Genomic DNA, 18,708 nt, shown 5'->3' on the forward strand with positions numbered 1-18,708 from the left:
CAGGATGGGGCTTTGCTTCCGCGCAGCTCCCTTTGTATCGCGCTGGCCCGAAAATGAAAAACGAATTCACCTACGGTGATTGGTAGCAATGAAGCTTCGGCCGCGCACAAAAAAGGGGACGCTGGCACCAGCATCCCCCAGAAGTAACACTCGGCAAACTAGCCAATTTGCAGCGTCACGGCCTTGGTCTGCGTATAGAGGCTAATCGCTTCGTAGCCCATCTCACGGCCCCAGCCAGACTGCTTGTAACCGCCAAACGGCAACGACGCATCGAAGACGTTATAGCAGTTCATCCACACGGTGCCCGCCTTCAGCCGCTTGGCAATGCGATGCCCCTGACTGATGTCCTTGGTCCAGACCGCGGCGGCCAGGCCATAGATCGTGTCGTTGGCCGTGGCGATCACCTCGTCGATGTCGTCAAAAGGAACCGCCGCCACGACCGGGCCAAAGATTTCTTCGCGAATCACCTTCATTTCCGCATGGGTATCGACCAACACGGTTGGCTCGACAAAGTAACCGCTGCTGTCAGCTCTTTTGCCACCGACCAACGCCTTGGCACCTTCCTGCATGCCAATGTCGAGATAGCCGCAGACGCGGTCTTGCTGAATCCGTGAGACCATCGGCCCCATGTTCGTATCGGGATGCATGCCGGGACCAAGCTTGATTTTGGAAGCCTCGGCAGCCACACCTTCGACGACCTGATCGTATTGACTGCGGTGCACGAACAAACGCGAGCCGGCGCAGCAGCACTGACCATGGTTGAAGAAGATAGCGTTGGCCGCACCACTAATCGCCGCCGAGATATCGGCATCGGGCAGGATGATGTTGGGGCTCTTGCCACCCAGTTCGAGCGTCACCTTTTTCAAGTTGGTATCGCCAGCCGCTTTGACAATCAGCTTGCCCACTTCGGTCGAACCGGTGAACGCGATTTTGTCGACATCGGGATGCGCCGACAGCGCGGCGCCGGCGGTCTCGCCAAACCCGGTAATGATATTCACGACGCCTGGTGGGAAGCCTGCCTCTTGAATTAAGTGTCCCAAACGCAAAGCACTCAGTGGCGTTTCTTCGGCCACCTTCAGCACAACGGTACAGCCGGTCGCCAAGGCTGGGCCCAGCTTCCAAGCGGCCATCAAGATTGGGAAGTTCCACGGTATGATCTGGCCGACAACGCCAACCGGTTCGCGCAGCGTGTAACTGTGGAACTCGGCCCCTTCAAGATACGGCACCGAAATCGGAATTGTGGTCCCTTCAATTTTGGTCGACCAACCGGCCATGTAACGAAACAGATCAATCGCCAGCGGAACGTCAGCAGCAGCGGCGACTGCTTTGGGTTTGCCGTTGTCGAGCGATTCGATTTCGGCCAGCTCTTCGATGTGCTGTTCCATCAAGTCGGCCAGCTTCCAGATCAGCTTGCCACGCTCCGATGCCGTCATCGCTGGCCAAGGGCCGGTCTCGAAGGCTCGGCGAGCGGCAGCGACCGCTTTGTCGACGTCCGCCTTATCACCTTCAGCCACTTCGGCAATCGTTTTGCCGTCGGCGGGATTGGTCACCTCGAACGTTTTGCCGGAGGCGGCCGGCATCCATTGACCGTCGATCAAAAGTTGATGTTGCTGGTCGAGGAATGCTTGCGTTTCGCGACGGGCGACAGGGGCAGTCGTCGTCAAGATCATAGGTCTCTCCTTGGTCGATGAGGGTGACTGCCGAACGAGACGGCAGGTTATAAGCATTGCAGCATAGAAGACCGCGCAAACAGTCTCCCATTTCATTCTATGCGTTGGGAACCTTTCCTTGGAATCTTTTCCGAATTCAGGTTATTGCCTCTGCCCCCACTTCGGTCTACTCCCTGACCAACAATCACGACCAGAAGATGAAAAACGTACGGTGGAGTACCAGCCATGGAATCGCTTGCCCAACTACGGCAGTGCTATGTAGATATCGAAAAAGAAGCGATCCAATTGGCCGGGGCGACGCATCAGCTATCGCAGCGAGCGACCACCTATCACCATCTTTTTGAAGACTCGGGACACAACCATATTTTTCCCCTGATTGCAGCTCACGGTGCATTGTGGGCACGTGGTTATTTTGCCTTCGGCATGAAGCTGGGACAGGTCGCTGCCTGGCAGTTCGCCGGAAATCAAGACAAACGCAAGGCAAAGCTCGCAGCCCTGGAGAACTTCGCCGAAGCGTTCCGGGAAGTCAATCGACGGGTATGCGTCGACACTTACGCGACCTATCACTTCACCAAGCACTTTGGTGACCACCCGGATGCCGATCAATTCGTACGTGCTCCGCTTCTGGCAGGCTTACGACAAGTCCATCATGCACGACGAACGAAGACACCGCTAAGCGATGCTGCACGACGCCAGATCTTCCAGGCCCACTTCTTCGACGAGCAAGACCGGGTCGTCGGTCCGCGTATCGCCCAGGCCGTGCAAGACTTCGATTGGCCGCTCATGAAGTCGATCGCCCTGATGCCGGCGGTTCGTTTCGCTTACTTCCCCACCGGGCGCTGGCTGCAGTTCTGGAAGTTCGACAACAAAGCCGAACGGATTGCTCGCGGTCTGAAGGCGTTCGACATCGCCGCTCACGTAGGTTGGGATCAGGTCGAACGAGCGCTCGATCACTACGCGATCCTGCCAGACGCCTTCTTTGCCGATTCGATCGGACACTTCGCCGGGATGCGAGCCTCCGTTCTCGCCGGCTGCTAAACGGTGGAAAACTTGCTTCGCGATTACAAATCGCTATCTTGAACGCACTCCCTCCTGCTTCCTTCCCCCAACGAATGGAAATGCAATGCGTGCGTTCGCCCTGCTTCTGACTTTCGTGTGCTGCTCAACCGGACTAACCGCGGAACGTCCGGCCAACATTGTGCTGATCGTTTCCGACGACCAGGGCTATCACGATCTGGGAAGTTACGGTGCCCAGGATGTGCAGACGCCCCACCTTGATCGCCTGGCGAAAGAAGGAACCCGGCTCACGAGTTTCTATGTAGCCTGGAACGCTTGTACGCCATCGCGTGCCGCGTTTTTGACCGGCCGTTATCCGCAGCGAAACGGGACCTACGATATGATTCGTAACGACCGTGTCGACGATGGCTATCTCTACAAGGCGGATGAATACGCCGTTTCGCCGGAACATATTTTGGGAACCGATATTCGCGAGATCTTCCTCTCGCAAACGCTGCACGAAGCTGGCTACGCGTGCGGCTGCTTCGGCAAATGGGATGGCGGGCAACTGAAGCGATACTTGCCACTGCAACGTGGCTTCGACGACTTCTACGGATTCTGCAACACCGGCATCGATTACTTCACGCACGAGCGTTACGGCGTCCCCTCGATGTTCGATGGCAACCAGATCACGACGAAGAATAAAGGCACCTATTGCACAACACTGTTTCGCGATCGAGCGCTCGAGTTCATCGACCGCAATCACGAGCGGCCCTTTTTCTTGTACCTTCCCTTCAACGCACCGCATGGGGCATCGAACCTAGATCCCGAGATTCGCGGAACCGTTCAGGCTTCGCCCGAGTACCTTGCACGTTACCCAGCCGGCGACACGAAAGCATCGCGACGACGCCAAGGCTACATGGCGGCCGTGACCGAGATGGATGCGGCGATTGGTGACGTGCTCGATCGCTTGGACCAGTATCAGATTGCCGACAACACCTTGGTGATCTTCTTTTCCGACAATGGAGGAAGCGGTCTGGCGAACAACGCGCCGCTGCAAGGTCGCAAGTCGACGATGTGGGAAGGTGGCAACCGGGTGCCGTGCCTTATACGATGGCCTGGTCATGTCCCGGCCAATCAAGTCAGCGATCAGTTTCTCTCGTCGTTGGAAGTCTTCCCGACAGCATGTGCGGCGGCTGGTGTCGAACTGCCGCAAGATGTCACGTACGACGGCTTCGATTTGCTGCCGGTCCTGCGTAACGAAATCGCTTCGCCCCGCATCGAAATGTTCTGGCAGCGCCGCGAGGAGGTCGCGGTGCGGGTCGGAGACTGGAAATGGATCGATAGCAAGAAAGCGAAGGGCCTGTACCATCTGGCCAACGACATCGCCGAGAAGAACGATCTTTCGGCCAAACACCCCGAGAAGGTCGCCGAACTACAGCAACAACTGGCTCAATGGCAAAGCCAGATGGAAGCCGCCGAGCCGCGAGGTCCGTTTCGCGATTATTAGCTCCGCCTGGCATCTGGTTTACCATATCCACACCTTTTTGAGCTTTCCCCAGATATTTCCCTGATTGACATCTCGTGAATTCCCGATATATTGATATTAGGAGAATCAATCATGCCCGAGAAACCTGACAACAAGCCGCCACTCGATATGGACGCCTTAGGTGAAGCCGCCGAATGCCTGAAGGCATTGGCTCACCCAGTTCGTATTCGTATGGTGCAATTGCTTCTGGCAGGCCGTTTCACGGTGGGCGAAATCGCGGAAGACTGCGGTATTGCCGAGAACCTGGCCTCGGAACATCTTCGCCTGATGCAACGCTGTGGGTTCTTCACCAGCGAGCGAGATGGCCGCCGTGTTTATTACTCGGTTGCCGAACCTCACTTGAAGGACATCATGGGCTGCATCGAAAGTCGATTCCTCACGGGTGCCGGCAAATAGCCGCCCCTTTTTTTGACCAAATACATCGTCACCTCACGACATATCAAGGATACTGAAGGAGCGAATCATGAGCATCAACACTATTTCGCCCCAAGAGCTGAACCAGCGTCACCAGAACGAAGCCTGCGAACTGATCGACGTCCGCACCCCGGCCGAGTTCCAGGAAGTGCACGCCACCCAGGCCGTCAACGTTCCGCTCGATCGACTCGTCCCTCGCGACTACATGCAAGCCCGTAACGGCAATGCTCAGACGACGCTGTATGTGATCTGCAAGTCTGGCACGCGAGGTGGCAAGGCCTGCGAGAAGTTTCAGGCCGCTGGCTTCGAGAACGTTGTCAACGTGGAAGGTGGAACCGAAGCCTGGGCTGCGGCGGGCTTGCCGGTCGTGCGTGGCAAGAAGGTGATGTCGCTGGAACGCCAGGTTCGCATCGCGGCTGGTTTCCTGGTGCTGGTCGGCGCCTTGCTGGCCATGTTCGTGCATCCCTACTTCGCTGGGCTTTCGGCTTTTGTCGGAGCAGGCCTGATGTTCGCGGGCATCACCGATACCTGTGGCATGGCCATGGTGTTGGCCAAGATGCCATGGAACCAGGTTTCCAGCGGCGCAAAGAACTGTTCGGTCTAAATCATCGTGGATCAGGGGAGCAGATCTGGAGTGCTCATTGTGGCTCCACCCAATGCAAGGGCACACTTCGCTCTGCTCCCCTACCTCCCCTCAAAACATGCCCCCAACCACTTGCATAGGGACCAAGACCATGTATTTCCAACGATACTATCTGGAGTGTCTTTCGCACGCTTCCTACATGGTGGCGGACGAAGAAACCAAGGTCGCCGCGGTCATCGATCCGCAGCGTGATATCGACATTTACGTGAAGGACGCCGAAGAACATGGCTTCCGTATCGAGCATGTCATCCTGACACACTTCCATGCCGACTTCGTGGCGGGGCATATCGAACTACGCAATCGCCTCGGTGCGAAGATTTATCTAGGTGCCGAAGGCAACGCCGAGTTCGATCACATCAAACTCTCGGACGGCGACCAGGTGGTGCTGGGCAAGGTTTACCTGTCGGCGATCCAAACCCCAGGGCACACGCCCGAAGGGATCACGCTGCTGGTTTACGATCCTGAAACCAACGCCGAGGTTCCTTACGCCGCGTTGACCGGCGACACGCTGTTCATCGGCGATGTGGGGCGTCCTGACTTGCTGGCCTCGATTGGTGCCACGGCCGAACAGCTGGGCAATCAGCTTTACGACTCGCTGCACGAGAAGCTGCTGAAGCTTCCGGATGCAGTTCGCATCTACCCAGCTCATGGTGCCGGATCGCTTTGCGGCAAGGCCCTCAGCAGCGAGCCTTATTCGACACTCGGCGAACAGCGCAAGTACAACTACGCTCTGCAGCCGATGTCGCGATCGGCGTTCCTCGACCTGGTGACCACAGCCCAGCCGGAGGCTCCGAGTTACTTCGTGCACGATGCCATCCTGAATCGCAAGGATCGCCAGAGCCTGGATGAATCGCTGAAGGAAAGTCTTTCGCCTCTGACACTGTCGCAGGTTTTGCAGTTCCAGAAAGATGGTGCTCAGGTGGTCGATACGCGAGAAGCAGTCGACTTCGCCGGAGCTCATTTGCAAGGTGCAATTAACATCGGTATCGATGGCAAGTACGCGACCTGGGCAGGATCGATGCTGGTGAAAGATCAGCCGATCGTCGTGATTGCGGACGCCGACCGCACCGAAGAATCGATCGTGCGACTGGGTCGAATTGGTTTCGACCAGGTGGTTGGCTACCTCGACGGCGGAATGGATGCCCTCGATCAGCATAGTGACCTGGTGGCATCGACAGCCCGAATCACCGCGCCTGCGGTTGGCGAACTCGAAGGCAGCGTGGCGATCGTCGACATCCGCAGCGAAAAGGAATTCGACGCCGGGCACATCGACGGAGCCCTCAACATTCCACTGCCTCACCTGGAAGAACGTGCCAACGAAATTCCGGCAGCCGATCACGTGGTGGTGCATTGTGCCGGCGGCTATCGCTCGTCGCTGGGAGTCAGCGTACTGCAGAAGCTCGGCAAAGAGAACCTGCTCGACCTCGTGGGTGGTTACAAGGCCTGGGAAGCTTCGCATCTGCCGACAACCGGCAGCAGCGGCGGTTGTGGAGGAACGTGTTCGGTGAAGAGCTAATTCACCCGACTCGATTCCCAAGGCAAAACCGAGCCAGGCGCGTGATGTGCCTGGCTCGATTTGTTTCTTGGATTTACTTCACGTCATACACCCAAACGGTGCCATGCTGACGCAAGTAGAGCTTGCCATCGGCCAGGGCTGGATAGGCCCATTCCTTGCCACGCCCTTCCGGTTGGCCTGGCAGCGTGAACTCGGCCAGCAGTTGAAATCCTTCCGGCGAGGCAGTGACCATCATCACTTTGCCATCTTCGGTATGCAGGTACAAACGACCGTCGGCATAAACGATCGACGCCGCGGCGCTGATGCGTTCCTGCCATTTGATTTCGCCAGTCATCGCATCGAAGCACATGAGTGTCGACTGACCGCAGCCATAGAGATAGCCATCCACCTTCACGGCACCGCCGATCGAGGAAGGCAGCTTCGGACTGAAGTAAAGTTCTTCCGGCGTCAGTTCCTTTTCCTTGGCAATCAGCTTGAACGCACCGCCACCTTTCCGACCACCGCCGCTGTAAACCACGTTGTCGCTCACGACCGGGGTTGCCATGTTGGCCGTGCCGGAGGTTCCTTCATACGACCAGAGGAAAGCACCATCTTTGGCATTCACGCCGGCGACACCGTTCCCCATGAACGCGATGTACTGTTCGACGCCATCGATGGTCGCCTTCTGGACCGAGGCATAGCCGGCCGCGCCCATCTTCGGAGTCTCGGCTTTCCAGATCGTATTGCCGGTCTTCTTATCGACCGCCACGATGCCAGCAGTCTCACCACCAGGCGTAACGATCACTTTATCGCCATCGACCAGGGGCGATTCCGAGTAAGCCCAGATCCCTGGCTCGCCACCATATTCTGTCCGGACATTCTTACTCCAGACGACTTCGCCGCTCTTTGCCTTCAGGCAAGCGAGGTCACCATCGGAACCGAAGACGTAAACGAACTCGCCTTCCACCGTCGGCGTGCTGCGAGCGGCCGGGTAATCAGGCTTTTGATCGGGATTGCCAACCTTGCCAATGCGCGTGCCCCACAACGTTTGACCGGTGGTCGCGTCGAGGGCTTTCACCCGTTCGTCTTCCAGTCCTTCGTTGACGACCAGAAAGATGATGCCATCGGCGACCGAAACCGCACCATAGCCATCGCCCAGATCGTTGACCTGCCAGGCGAGCTTCGGACCATCGCTGGGCCACTCGGCCAACAGACCCTTCTCGTCCGAGATACCATCCCGGTCAGGACCACGCCATTGAGCCCAGTCGCCGGCGAAAAGGGAGAATGGAACCAGAACCAATAATCCGCACGACAGTGCGAAACGGGAACCCAGGCGAAACGAAGCGGGCATGGGCGAACTCTCCGTAGTTAAGAAATTGAGAGAATGGGTGAACCAGGGTTATTCTAACGGGGAGGATTCCTTAATCTCAATGATTCCCCTGACATCCTCGGTTGCAGATAACCCTACAGCAACCTAGTGTGAGGGGTAGTGTTTTTCGACCGAAAGACGTATTCCTCGCGCTGAATCGACTGCATGACGCTCTCCACACCCCTCATTATTGGTGCAGGTCCCGTCGGAATGGCGGCCGCGACCTTCCTGTCTCAGGACGGAATCGTGCCGCGCATCGTCGATAAACGGGCGGAACGGTCCAAGTTCTCGAAAGCCCTGGCCATCAATCCCCGGACGCTGGAACTGCTGGAAGAGAGCGGGATCACCGATCAATTGCTGGGGCTTGGCCGGAAGATCCATGGCACGACCTTCCATCGCAACGACAAAATCATCGCCGAGATCGACTTCAACGACCTCGAACACCGTTTTCCCTTCATGCTGGCACTCTCGCAAGCCACGACCGAGCGGGTCTTGAGCGAACATCTCGCCCGCAAAGGAATCGAGATCGAACGTCAGCTTGAGCTGGTCGAGTCCCCTGCCCTGATCCAAGGCAAAGCGAACCTGGTCCACTCCGAAACACAGTCGCACCTGCAGATCGATGCACCGTGGATCCTGGCCGCCGACGGTGCCCACAGCGTCGCTCGCAAGTCGGTGCATGTCCCCTTCGCCGGCGACACCTACGAACGAGCTTGGGTGCTGGACGACATTCCGCTGGCATCCGACTTCGCCCCAGACCGAGCCCACATCAAGCTGCTGGACGATGGCTTCCTGTTTCTGTTGCCGATCTACACCGGCGAAGAAAAGCCAGGCGAGCCAACCGTATGGCGTGTGATGGGCAATTACCCAGAACCGTTAGCCCAGCTGACCGAATCGAATCTGATTGGCGAATCGCTTTGGAATTCGTCGTTCCACATCGCGCATCGCGTGGTCGAATCGATGAGCGTCGGCCAGGTTTACTTCGCTGGCGACGCAGCTCATCTGCATTCGCCGGTGGGTGCCCGCGGCATGAACCTGGGAATCGAAGATGCCTGGGTCTTCGCCGAACTTGCCAAGCGAGACGAACTAAAGCTTTACGATCAACAGCGTTGGCCGGTCGACAATGCCGTCGTCCAGCGGATTCGCACCATCACCGATTTCGCCAAAGGCGAGTCGTGGATGCGACGTACCATTCGCAATGTGATGCTCCCACGTGTCATGCGCTGGAAGAGCATCCGCGAGAACATGCTCAAGACCTTAACCGGTCTCGATCATCCCCTTCCGCTCATGCAGAAGAAAGCGGCCAGCGAATCGGCAGCCGCCGACGAAAAGCCACGCAAGCGACGACGAGACTGACCCAGCCGATCGCGCGGAGTCAGTCTCTTTCTTTCACGGACTATTGAGCCGGCAAGCACATGCACGCCGAGCTCATTTTGACGTCCGAGTCTTTCCAGGCGATCTCGAACTGAGCCTGAACTTTGTCGGCTTCGTCCCACTTGTCTTGCATCCGGAGACTGCGGGCCAGGTCGTACAATGCCCAGCCGTTGTGCGGATGAATCTCGAGATCGCGGCGCAACACCTTCTCGGCTTCGGCATAGCGTTTGGCATCCATCAAGGTTGCCGCCAACGCGTGACGCACCGGCTGAATCCAGTCTGGCGGCTCGGTATAGCGAAGCTCGTCTTCCAGTTCGGCTGCCTTCTGCAAACTCGCTACGGCCTGATCGATCTTCCCTTCGCGGTAGAGGATTTCCCCTTCCAGCATGTTGTCAGCGACCGCCAGAACAACGTTGGCAGGGTTCAGCACAAAGTAGGTATCCTCTGGCATCGCGTCTTTCAGCTTTTGGAAGATGGCCTGCTCTTGGCGAGCCTTCTCTGGCTGCTTCTTTGCGGCGTAAGCAACGCCACGTGCGAAGTGTCGCATCGCTCGGCAAATCGGGAAGTGCTCGGCAGGCTCTGGCTCCTCCAGGATTGCATCCCAGCGTCCAAACCGAATATGCATTTCGTACGGCATGCTATGCATTCCATCGACGAACGGAGCGTTCGCTTCCACCCAAGCTTCCGGCATTTCTTCGAGCATCAAATCGATTTGCTCGGTCGCCACTTTCTCTTGCCCGATCATCATGGCGGCAAACGCCAGCATATGCCGATTGTGGGCCATGTAGATCCGGAAGAAGTCTTGATCGGGCGACTGAGCCTTGTATGCAGCATCGGCCTCGATCGCCTTTTCGTTCGCGACGATTGCCTTCCGCCACGCTCCTAGTCGAACGTCGATGTGGCTTGGCATGTGAACCATATGCCCGAGACCAGGCTGCAGATCACGAAGCCGATCCGCTTCGTCGGCCGCTTTGGCAACTTCTCCGGAAGCTTCGAGCGTATGGATATATAGATGCAGTGCCAGAGGATGATTCGGTGACTGCTGCAGAACCGCTTCTAGTGTGCGCATCACTTCGGCCGTGTCGGGATTGGCGGCCCCTGCCTTCTGCCACAGATCCCACGGCCAAAGATCCATCAGGCTCTCAGCGAAGATCGCGCCCACGTCTGCTTGATTGGGATACTTCTGCCAGACGTTTCGCATCGCCTTGGCAAACGCTTGATCGAGCGGTTTGCGATCGGCAGGCGGCGGGTCGGCGTAACGTTCTTCCAGGGCGGCGATCAGGGCTTGTTCGAGGGGCGATCCGTTCTTGGCAAGCTCCTTGGCCTTTTGCAAGGCATCCCAGGCCAGTGGTGCGTGTTTTTCGTCGAGCAGCGGATAGTTGATGTTCGGTCCGTTGGCAAACGAAATCGCCCACCACGGCGCCGGGCACTGCGGATCGAGCTTCGCGGCAGCGTGGAAGCTACGTATGGCTTCGTCATGATTGAAGCCATACATAAACGCCAGGCCTTGATTGAAGTAGGCCTGAGCTTGTGGCTGCTCGGTCGAGATCTTCATCCCATGCTTTCCCAAACCGGGGAACATGGGAACGTCGACCTGGGGCGGTTCCGCGTGGAGAGGTACCGCCATGGCGAGCGATGTCAGTAGAAGGCACCCTACTGAAACGAGCTTTTGGATACGAGTAAGCATGAAACGGATCCCCCAAGATAGTTTTGCCCCGTGAGCCATTTGGCCCATTTGCCTACTTCCCTTTGACTATGCAGCGCTTTAAGTTTAGCGACAGTGACCACCGGAAGAGACCTTCTGGGGGCAGAAATGTTCGGCCGATGGAAGAGACTTTCCGAAAGTGCGACGACGTGCTGGGGGCTGGTGATCAAAAATTGATCTCCCCCGGCAGTGCGGTCGGCACCCTTTTTGCAAAGTTTAAAAAAGAGGCCTCGGCAATACTTTTTTGCTACATTTCTATGCAGGTCACGCTCACTTCGCGCGCAGAGGCTACCCATTCCGGGGTCATTTTCTAGCGATTTTGACCCTTCTGACGATGCGGCATGGTAATTGCTATCACTCCGCACCATGCTTCTGCAGGGATCGCGAAGCGTATCGATCGTAAGGGAATTTCAACAACGAAAAGCGTGACGCGGATCCCTTCCCCAGGGGTCGCCGTTCGCGCTAAGGCTTTGGAGGTCACACACTAGTGAGTACGGCATCGAAAGGTAAGGCGGGCTCTTGCGGAATGAACTCCGTAGGCAGCGGTAGTGGGTACATGGGCGGTTCGGCTCGAATGGCAGCCATCTCCGCGGTTACCAACTACAAGCCCTCCGCTCCAGCCATGAACTTCCTGGAAACCCCAACCCAGGAACTGTTCTGCGCAAACGTCTTCAGCAAATCGGTCATGAAGGACCGTCTTCCTAAGCCAATCTTTAAGTCGCTGATGAAGACGATCGAAACGGGCGAAAAGCTCGATACGACCGTCGCCGACTACGTCGCTTCGGCCATGAAGGATTGGGCCATTGAAAAGGGTGCGACCCACTACGCCCACGTCTTCTATCCGCTGACCGGTTTCACCGCCGAAAAGCACGATAGCTTCCTTAGCCCAGATGGTTCCGGCAGCGCCATCGCCGAATTCAGTGGCTCGCAACTGATCCAGGGCGAACCAGACGGTTCCAGCTTCCCATCGGGCGGTATCCGCCAGACGTTTGAAGCCCGCGGTTACACCGCTTGGGACGTTACCAGCCCTGCCTACATCATGGAAAACCCGAACGGAACCACGCTGTGCATTCCAACGGCGTTTGTTTCGTGGACTGGCGAAGCGCTCGATAAGAAGACCCCGGTTCTGCGTTCGATGCAGGCTTTGAACAAGCAAGCTCAGCGCATCCTGAGCCTGTTCGGTCATACCGACGGCGCCATGGTCAGCTCGACCGCCGGTCCAGAACAGGAATACTTCCTGGTCGATCGCAACTTCTTCTTCGCACGTCCTGACTTGCTCAATGCTGGCCGAACCCTGTTCGGTGCCCAGCCTCCTAAGGGTCAGGAATTCGACGACCATTACTTCGGTGCTATTCCAGATCGCGTTCTCGCGTTCATGCTGGAAACCGAACGCGAGCTGTTCAAGCTGGGCATCCCGGTCAAGACTCGTCACAACGAAGTCGCCCCTGGCCAGTACGAAATCGCTCCGATGTTCGAGTTCGCCAACGTCGCGACCGACCATCAGCAGCTGGTCATGATCACGCTGAAACGCGTCGCCGAAAAGTACGGCATGGCCTGCTTGATCCACGAAAAGCCGTTCGCCGGCGTCAATGGTTCGGGTAAGCACGTCAACTGGTCGATGGGCAGTGCCTCGCAAGGCAACCTGCTCGATCCAGGCGACACCCCACACGAAAACGCTCAGTTCCTCGTGTTCTGCGGTGCCGTTATCCGTGCCGTGCACAAGTTCCAGGGTCTGCTGCGTGCTGTGGTTGCCTCGGCTTCCAACGATCACCGTTTGGGTGCCAACGAAGCTCCTCCTGCGATCATCTCGATCTTCCTCGGCACTCAGCTGGCCGACGTGTTCGAGCAGATCAAGGGCGGCGGTGCCAGCAGCTCGCTGCCAAAGGGCACGCTGGAAATCGGTGCTGACGTTCTTCCGCCATTGCCGAAGGATGCTGGCGACCGTAACCGTACCAGCCCATTCGCCTTCACTGGCAACCGCTTTGAATTCCGTGCTGTTGGCTCGAACCAGTCGATCGCTGGTCCGCTCGTCGCGATGAACACCATCGTTGCTGAATCGTTGGACTACTGTGCGACCAAGCTGGAAGAAGCCACCGGCGGCGACAGCTCGAAGCTGAACGGAGCCATCCAGAAGCTGCTGACCGACATCATCAACGAACATGGCGCGGTCGTGTTCAACGGCGACGGTTACTCGGAAGAATGGCACCAGGAAGCTGAAAAGCGTGGTCTGCTGAACCTGAAGACCACCGCCGATGCTCTGCCTTTCCTGGAAAAGCCAGAAGTCAAAGACCTGTTCACCAAGTACGGTGTCCTCTCGGAACGCGAGCTGGAAAGCCGTCTGGAAATCTACCTGGAACAGTACTGCAAGTCGATCAGCGTCGAAACGAAGCTCACCGTCGAAATCGCTCGCACGATGATCTTCCCAGCTTCGATCCGCTACCAGAACGAACTGGCTTCGACTTGTGCGAACCTTCAGGCTCTGGGTTACGATTTCGACAAAGACACCCTGGACAAGATGACCACCCTGGTCAAGTCGCTCCAGGACAGTGTCGCCACCCTGGAAGCTGCCGCTGCCAAGGCCGACGAAATCGAATGCTGGCACAAGAAGGCCAACGCTTGCTGCTACGATGTCCTGCCGGCGATGAACGAAGTTCGTAAGTACGCCGACGAACTGGAAGGCTACGTTGCCGACGACCTGTGGCCACTGCCAACCTACCAGGAAATGCTCTTCATCCGCTAAGCGGAAGTTGGCGTTGCCAATTCAATCTTTCCACGGAAGCAGGCCGAGACTTCACATCTCGGCCTGCTTCTTTTCTTGGGATTCACACCAATTCTTTCTGGCGCTAATTGCCTCTATCGTGCAAGTTTAGCCCCCTAGTCCAATCGGATCATACACTCCCATTAGGGGAGTCTCGTTAGGCCGTTCCAATCTTCTCGGCCGCTTATTCAGCTTGGGCTCCTACGAACCACTCGCACACTGTCTCTCTTCGCCCAGGAGACTCTCTCGCCATGCCACAGCACTCGCCACCGCTCTCGCTAGTACGCTCATTCGTATTGCCGGCCCTGACCCTGTTTCTAATTCCAATCGGTGCCCTGCTGGTCTGTGGCCACTTTCAACCTGAATTTGAACAGCAACTGGCGGCGCGGTTTCAGCGTGCCATCAATACCACCCCTGGGCTCAATCTGCAGCAGAAGAACAGTGCCCTGAAAGCCCTGGAAAAGACCTCGACCTGGTCGATCCTCAACAAAGAAAACAAGACGTTAAGCCGCTGGGACAGCGAACTAAGGCCGCTCGATATTCCAACCTATTTGACCTACAAAGGGGTCGTTCTGCTGAGTTGGGGCTGCATTGGATTGGGGCTGGCGACGCTGCTGCTTATCTCGATTGGCTCAGGCCTTTCGATTCGCTCGAACGAAATGCTTTACTACTCGCTGCTCGGCGGATGGTATCTCATCAGCATCGTTGGCCTGCTGGAGCTGATCGCTCAAACGACCATCATCATCGGCTTGATCTCGGCGTATCTCTTCTCGCATAGCAGCCTCGGAGCGACGAAGTTCCTTTTCTTCATCGGTGGCGCTGGCCTCGCAGGCGTTGGTGCTGCGGCGGCTGCCATGTTCAAACGTGTCGACCTGCGCCATGAAGTCTCTGGTGTGCTCATCGAACGTGAGAGCGCCCCGCTCTTCTGGGATGACCTGGATCGCTTGTGCTTCAAAGCAGGAACATCACCACCCGACTATGTCGTCGCAGGCATCGAAGATGGATTCTGGGTAACCGAGTGCCCGGTCGTATTGCCGATCGACGATGTCATGCGACGCACGTTACGTGGAAGAATCTTGTACGTCAGCCTACCGCTACTGAAGCAGTTGCCTGACCACGAAGCCGACGCGATCCTGTTGCACGAGATGGCTCACTTCAGCGGCAATGACACGATTTATTCACAGCGAATCGCTCCACTGTTCGAACGACACTACGCCTATGCCGAGAGTCTTTACGAGCACTGGCTGACGCGCCCGATTCATCACCTGGCGATGCTGCAACTAGTGATCAATCACTCGCTCCATGGCAAGGTTGCTCGCGATCGCGAACACCGCGCCGATCAGATTGCCGCTCGATATACATCGCCGGAAGCGTTTGCTTTTGCCTTGCTGCGTGCTGTCGCGTTTTCGCAGTATCGCGACCAATGCGAAGAAGAGATCTACGAAGCCGCAGCGATCGACGCCAACTCAACCATCTCGAAACGGCTGGACGAAGGCTTCCGCCCCTTCGTGGAAAGTTATTTCGACGACCATCCCATTGGCGAGTTGACCTCGGTGCATCCGTTCGACTCGCATCCTCCGGTGCAGCAGCGACTCCAGTTCATCGGCTTTCAGGCCGACGCCCACACGCTACGAACGGCCCTGGCGGACGAGTCGGCTGGGCCTTGGTATCGCAATATCTACGATGCCGAAGAGATCGAACGCCAGCAGTGGAGTGTCTACGAAGCGGAGTTCCGAACGTTCCACGAAACGATGCTCGTGCATCGCTATCTCCCTTCCAACGACACCGAACGGGCGCTCGTCGAAAAGTATTTCCCTCCGATCGATATCCCCGTGGCCTATGGACGGCGACTGTTTCTCGACTTCGAGAAGATGTCATTTGAAAACTGGGAGCATCCCATTTATTACCACGAGGTCGAAACGTTCGAGATCTTCCGCGAGGAGCAAACCTATATCATCGTCTCGTATCGCCGCATGGAGATTCCGTTGAAGGTGAAGATTCCACTTACCCGCAACGATGTCGAGCAGGAAATGGCCGTTCGTGAAAATATGGAACGGTACTCCAACCGCAGCGATTTTGCCCATGCCTACCAGGCCGAATGCGAGGCCGCCTTAGCCTCGCAAAGCGATAGTCGGCTGATCGATCCGAGCCTGGCGACCTCCTGATCGCAAGGCTTTTGACGGGGACTGGACTACCTCGAATCAGGGTGCGTAATCGCTACATCCGATTCGACAGGTAGAACGTCACCATCATCGTCAGCAAACGATGCGAGGTGATACTCGGGTTGCCGTAAACGTGCAGCCTTCTGATCCCTGATAACCTAGGCTCTCGAAAATTCTTAAATTTTCCGGAACGTTCGGGAGCCCCCTCATGACGGCCCTACCTACGTCGAATCGAGGAAGCTTGGTTGCCTTTGGTGTCTGGCTGTTTGCCGTGCTGATCACGTTTGGTTGGTTGACGCAATACGGCTCGACTCCCGGCGTTGCCATGCGCCCCCCCGAGAACTGGCCGAACGACTCTGCGATTCATCACGAGTCAGGCGAGTCTTCGCTGCTGGTGTTTCTGCATCCTGATTGCCCCTGTAGCCGTGCTACTCTCGACAATCTTGAACGCATCGCGGAACAACATACGATCGCGATCACACTGGTCTGCCTGAGTGATTCGCATCACGAAACATTCGAATCGAATTGGCTGACCACCGGCAGTTGCCGCGGACATGTGGCACGCTGGCAGTCGCGTCCATCCATTGAAGTTCATCGTGATATCGACGGCCACGAAGCAGATCGCTTTCGCGTGACTACCAGCGGCCATTGCCTGCTGTTCGATGAACTGGGCAATCTTCGCTTTAGCGGAGGCGTGACCTCTCGGCGGGGCCATGAAGGCAATAACTCCGGCCTGGCCTGCCTCAGTTCGGTGATCGAAGGCTGGTCGACTGGTCGCAAGCAGTTCCCTGTGTTTGGCTGCCCACTGAAGGGAAGCGAGCCGCTTGCGACGTCGAATCTGGCCTCGGCCGAAACGTTCATTCCTTCCCCATGCTGCGAAAATGGGAACCATCATGAATAAAATTTTGTTTCCACAATACGAAGGCCTCGATCCGCAAGAGACCGCCCTCGTCCTTCAAAGAGAAGTGGCAGCCGACCAACGAACCAATCGCCTGTTTGCCAACCTTATGTTGCTGCAGGCGGCCATCGCCCTGGCTCTAGCCATCTTCCTGACACCACGGACCTGGGCAGGCCATGAAAGCAGCATCCACAATCACGTGTGGGGCTCGGCGATTCTGGCGATCTTGCTGGGCGTTCTGCCGGCGTACCTCGGTTACTACCGCTCTCGCGATCGCATGACTCGCTACGTGATGGCGATTTCGCAGGCCGCTTTTTCGGCATTGTTCATTCACATTAGTGGCGGACGCACGGAAGTCCACTTTCATGTCTTCGCATCGCTGGCGTTCCTTTCGCTTTACCGCGATCCCCTGGTGCTGCTGGCCGCCACCGGGTTTACGGCTGCTGATCACTTACTGCGTGCGGTGTTCTGGCCGTACTCGATCTTTGGCCTCTCGGATCCAGCCGTTGTTCTAGCACTGGAACATGCCGCGTGGGTCGTGATTGAAGATGCGGTCCTGCTGGTTGGCATTTATGCTTCCCTACACGATTCGTCGAGCCTGGCTCGCGAGCAAGTTGCCAGCAGCCGCCAGCACGAAGCCCTGCGATCGGCGATTGACTCGCTCCGCCCGGTCTTTGATCGAGCCAGTCATGGCGATCTGACGGTGACGATTCCAGAAGTGCACGATGGCATGGTGAGATCACTGCGAACCGACATCCAACACACGATCGAATCATGGAACCAGGTGATTGCCACTTTCTCGCGCAGCGTGAAAGGCGTGACCTCGAGTTCGACACAACTGCATACCAGTTCGTCGACGCTTTCCGATGGTATCACCAGCCAGGGACATTCCCTGAACCACATGGCAAACGAAGTGATCGCGATCAACGAGTCGATTCAAGCGATTCGCGAAAATGTCTCCCAGGCCGAAGCGACTTCGATCGCAGCCAACCAGATCGCTCATCTCGGCTCCGAAGCGCTCGCCGACTCAGAAAGATCGATGAAAACGATTCAAGACAGTGCCGACGAAATGATCTCGACTATCGGCACCATTCAGGAACTTGCCAAGCAAACCAATTTGCTCGCACTGAATGCCTCGATCGAAGCGGCACGTTCCGGCGAAGCAGGCCGCGGATTTGCGGTGGTGGCCCAGCAAGTGAAAGAACTTGCCGGCCGCTGCGATCACAACATCGCCCAGGTCACCGCCTTGATTGAACAAACCCGGCAGCACATTCAGACAGGTGTTGAGAAAAGCAACCGAACCGCCGAACAATTCAAACAGGTGGTTGCGTCGGTCGAGTCGATCACTTCGCAAACGACGAGTATCGGCCACCTGACTCACTCGCAAGCCGAGTCCGCGATGCGTCTTCAGTCGCAATTGACACGACTGCAGGAGGCCCAATCGATCACACGTAGCAACGGGGACCAGCTCTCTGATGAAGGGGACGTGCTGGCAAACCTGGCTCAAGAGCTTAGCCAATGCGTTGGTAAGTTCCAATTCCGCGACACCGACACCCGGCAATTAGCGAGCTCGCCGTAGGCCGCTCGTCTACCGTCGAACAACCACTCAGGCCGCTTCCTGATGAAGGAGGTGGCCTGCTTTCTTTTCGAACCGAAAGTTTTTCTTGCCCTGGAACGC

The 18,708-nt window shown here is 57.0% G+C and carries 13 protein-coding genes; 10 read left to right on the top strand and 3 right to left on the bottom strand.

Annotation, left to right across the window (positions count from 1 at the left end; all coding sequences use genetic code 11):
• Positions 1-158 precede the first annotated feature (158 nt).
• Positions 159-1,670 carry an aldehyde dehydrogenase family protein gene (locus ABD890_RS09180; protein WP_345088079.1) on the bottom strand — a complete coding sequence of 504 codons (1,512 nt, stop codon included), beginning with the start codon at positions 1,668-1,670 and terminating at the stop codon, positions 159-161.
• Positions 1,671-1,895: 225 nt separating this feature from the next.
• Between ABD890_RS09180 and ABD890_RS09185 the strand changes: the two genes are divergently transcribed.
• The 5 genes from ABD890_RS09185 (at position 1,896) to ABD890_RS09205 (ending at position 6,788) form a co-directional block, all read left to right on the top strand.
• Positions 1,896-2,708 carry a hypothetical protein gene (locus ABD890_RS09185; protein WP_345088081.1) on the top strand — a complete coding sequence of 271 codons (813 nt, stop codon included), beginning with the start codon at positions 1,896-1,898 and terminating at the stop codon, positions 2,706-2,708.
• 85 nt (positions 2,709-2,793) lie between these two features.
• Positions 2,794-4,176 carry a sulfatase-like hydrolase/transferase gene (locus ABD890_RS09190; protein ID WP_345088083.1) on the top strand — a complete coding sequence of 461 codons (1,383 nt, stop codon included), beginning with the start codon at positions 2,794-2,796 and terminating at the stop codon, positions 4,174-4,176.
• 111 nt (positions 4,177-4,287) lie between these two features.
• On the top strand, positions 4,288-4,611 hold the full coding sequence (locus ABD890_RS09195) for an ArsR/SmtB family transcription factor (protein WP_345088085.1): 324 nt from the start codon (positions 4,288-4,290) through the stop codon (positions 4,609-4,611).
• A 73-nt stretch (positions 4,612-4,684) separates the two neighbouring features.
• On the top strand, positions 4,685-5,233 hold the full coding sequence (locus tag ABD890_RS09200) for a rhodanese-like domain-containing protein (RefSeq protein ID WP_345090873.1): 549 nt from the start codon (positions 4,685-4,687) through the stop codon (positions 5,231-5,233).
• Positions 5,234-5,363: 130 nt separating this feature from the next.
• A complete protein-coding gene (locus tag ABD890_RS09205; RefSeq protein WP_345088088.1) occupies positions 5,364-6,788 on the top strand; it encodes an MBL fold metallo-hydrolase in 1,425 nt (474 codons plus the stop codon).
• A gap of 73 nt (positions 6,789-6,861) precedes the next feature.
• Here ABD890_RS09205 and ABD890_RS09210 read toward each other — a convergent pair whose 3' ends face one another.
• On the bottom strand, positions 6,862-8,118 hold the full coding sequence (locus ABD890_RS09210; RefSeq protein WP_345088091.1) for an outer membrane protein assembly factor BamB family protein: 1,257 nt from the start codon (positions 8,116-8,118) through the stop codon (positions 6,862-6,864).
• A 183-nt stretch (positions 8,119-8,301) separates the two neighbouring features.
• On the opposite strand from ABD890_RS09210, the gene ABD890_RS09215 reads away from it, so the two are divergent.
• The gene (locus ABD890_RS09215) at positions 8,302-9,489 is read left to right on the top strand and encodes an FAD-dependent monooxygenase (RefSeq protein ID WP_345088094.1); all 1,188 of its coding nucleotides are present in this window, start codon (positions 8,302-8,304) and stop codon (positions 9,487-9,489) included.
• Positions 9,490-9,529: 40 nt separating this feature from the next.
• On the opposite strand, the gene ABD890_RS09220 is transcribed toward ABD890_RS09215, so the two are convergent.
• A complete protein-coding gene (locus tag ABD890_RS09220; RefSeq protein WP_345088097.1) occupies positions 9,530-11,194 on the bottom strand; it encodes a tetratricopeptide repeat protein in 1,665 nt (554 codons plus the stop codon).
• Positions 11,195-11,738: 544 nt separating this feature from the next.
• Here ABD890_RS09220 and ABD890_RS09225 point away from each other — a divergent pair.
• From ABD890_RS09225 to ABD890_RS09240, 4 genes are all read left to right on the top strand, one after another.
• A complete protein-coding gene (locus ABD890_RS09225; RefSeq protein ID WP_345088099.1) occupies positions 11,739-13,952 on the top strand; it encodes a glutamine synthetase III family protein in 2,214 nt (737 codons plus the stop codon).
• A gap of 269 nt (positions 13,953-14,221) precedes the next feature.
• Entirely contained in the window at positions 14,222-16,135 is a 1,914-nt protein-coding gene (locus ABD890_RS09230; RefSeq protein ID WP_345088101.1) for a M48 family metallopeptidase, read from the top strand.
• Between the two features lie 205 nt (positions 16,136-16,340).
• Positions 16,341-17,033, top strand: a complete 693-nt coding sequence (locus tag ABD890_RS09235) for a hypothetical protein (protein ID WP_345088103.1) — start codon at positions 16,341-16,343, stop codon at positions 17,031-17,033.
• Entirely contained in the window at positions 17,026-18,609 is a 1,584-nt protein-coding gene (locus tag ABD890_RS09240) for a methyl-accepting chemotaxis protein (protein ID WP_345088105.1), read from the top strand. The genes ABD890_RS09235 and ABD890_RS09240 overlap by 8 nt, the downstream gene beginning before the upstream one ends.
• Positions 18,610-18,708 lie beyond the last annotated feature (99 nt).

It is taken from the genome of Bremerella cremea (genome assembly GCF_039541315.1).
Lineage (GTDB): Bacteria > Planctomycetota > Planctomycetia > Pirellulales > Pirellulaceae > Bremerella > Bremerella cremea.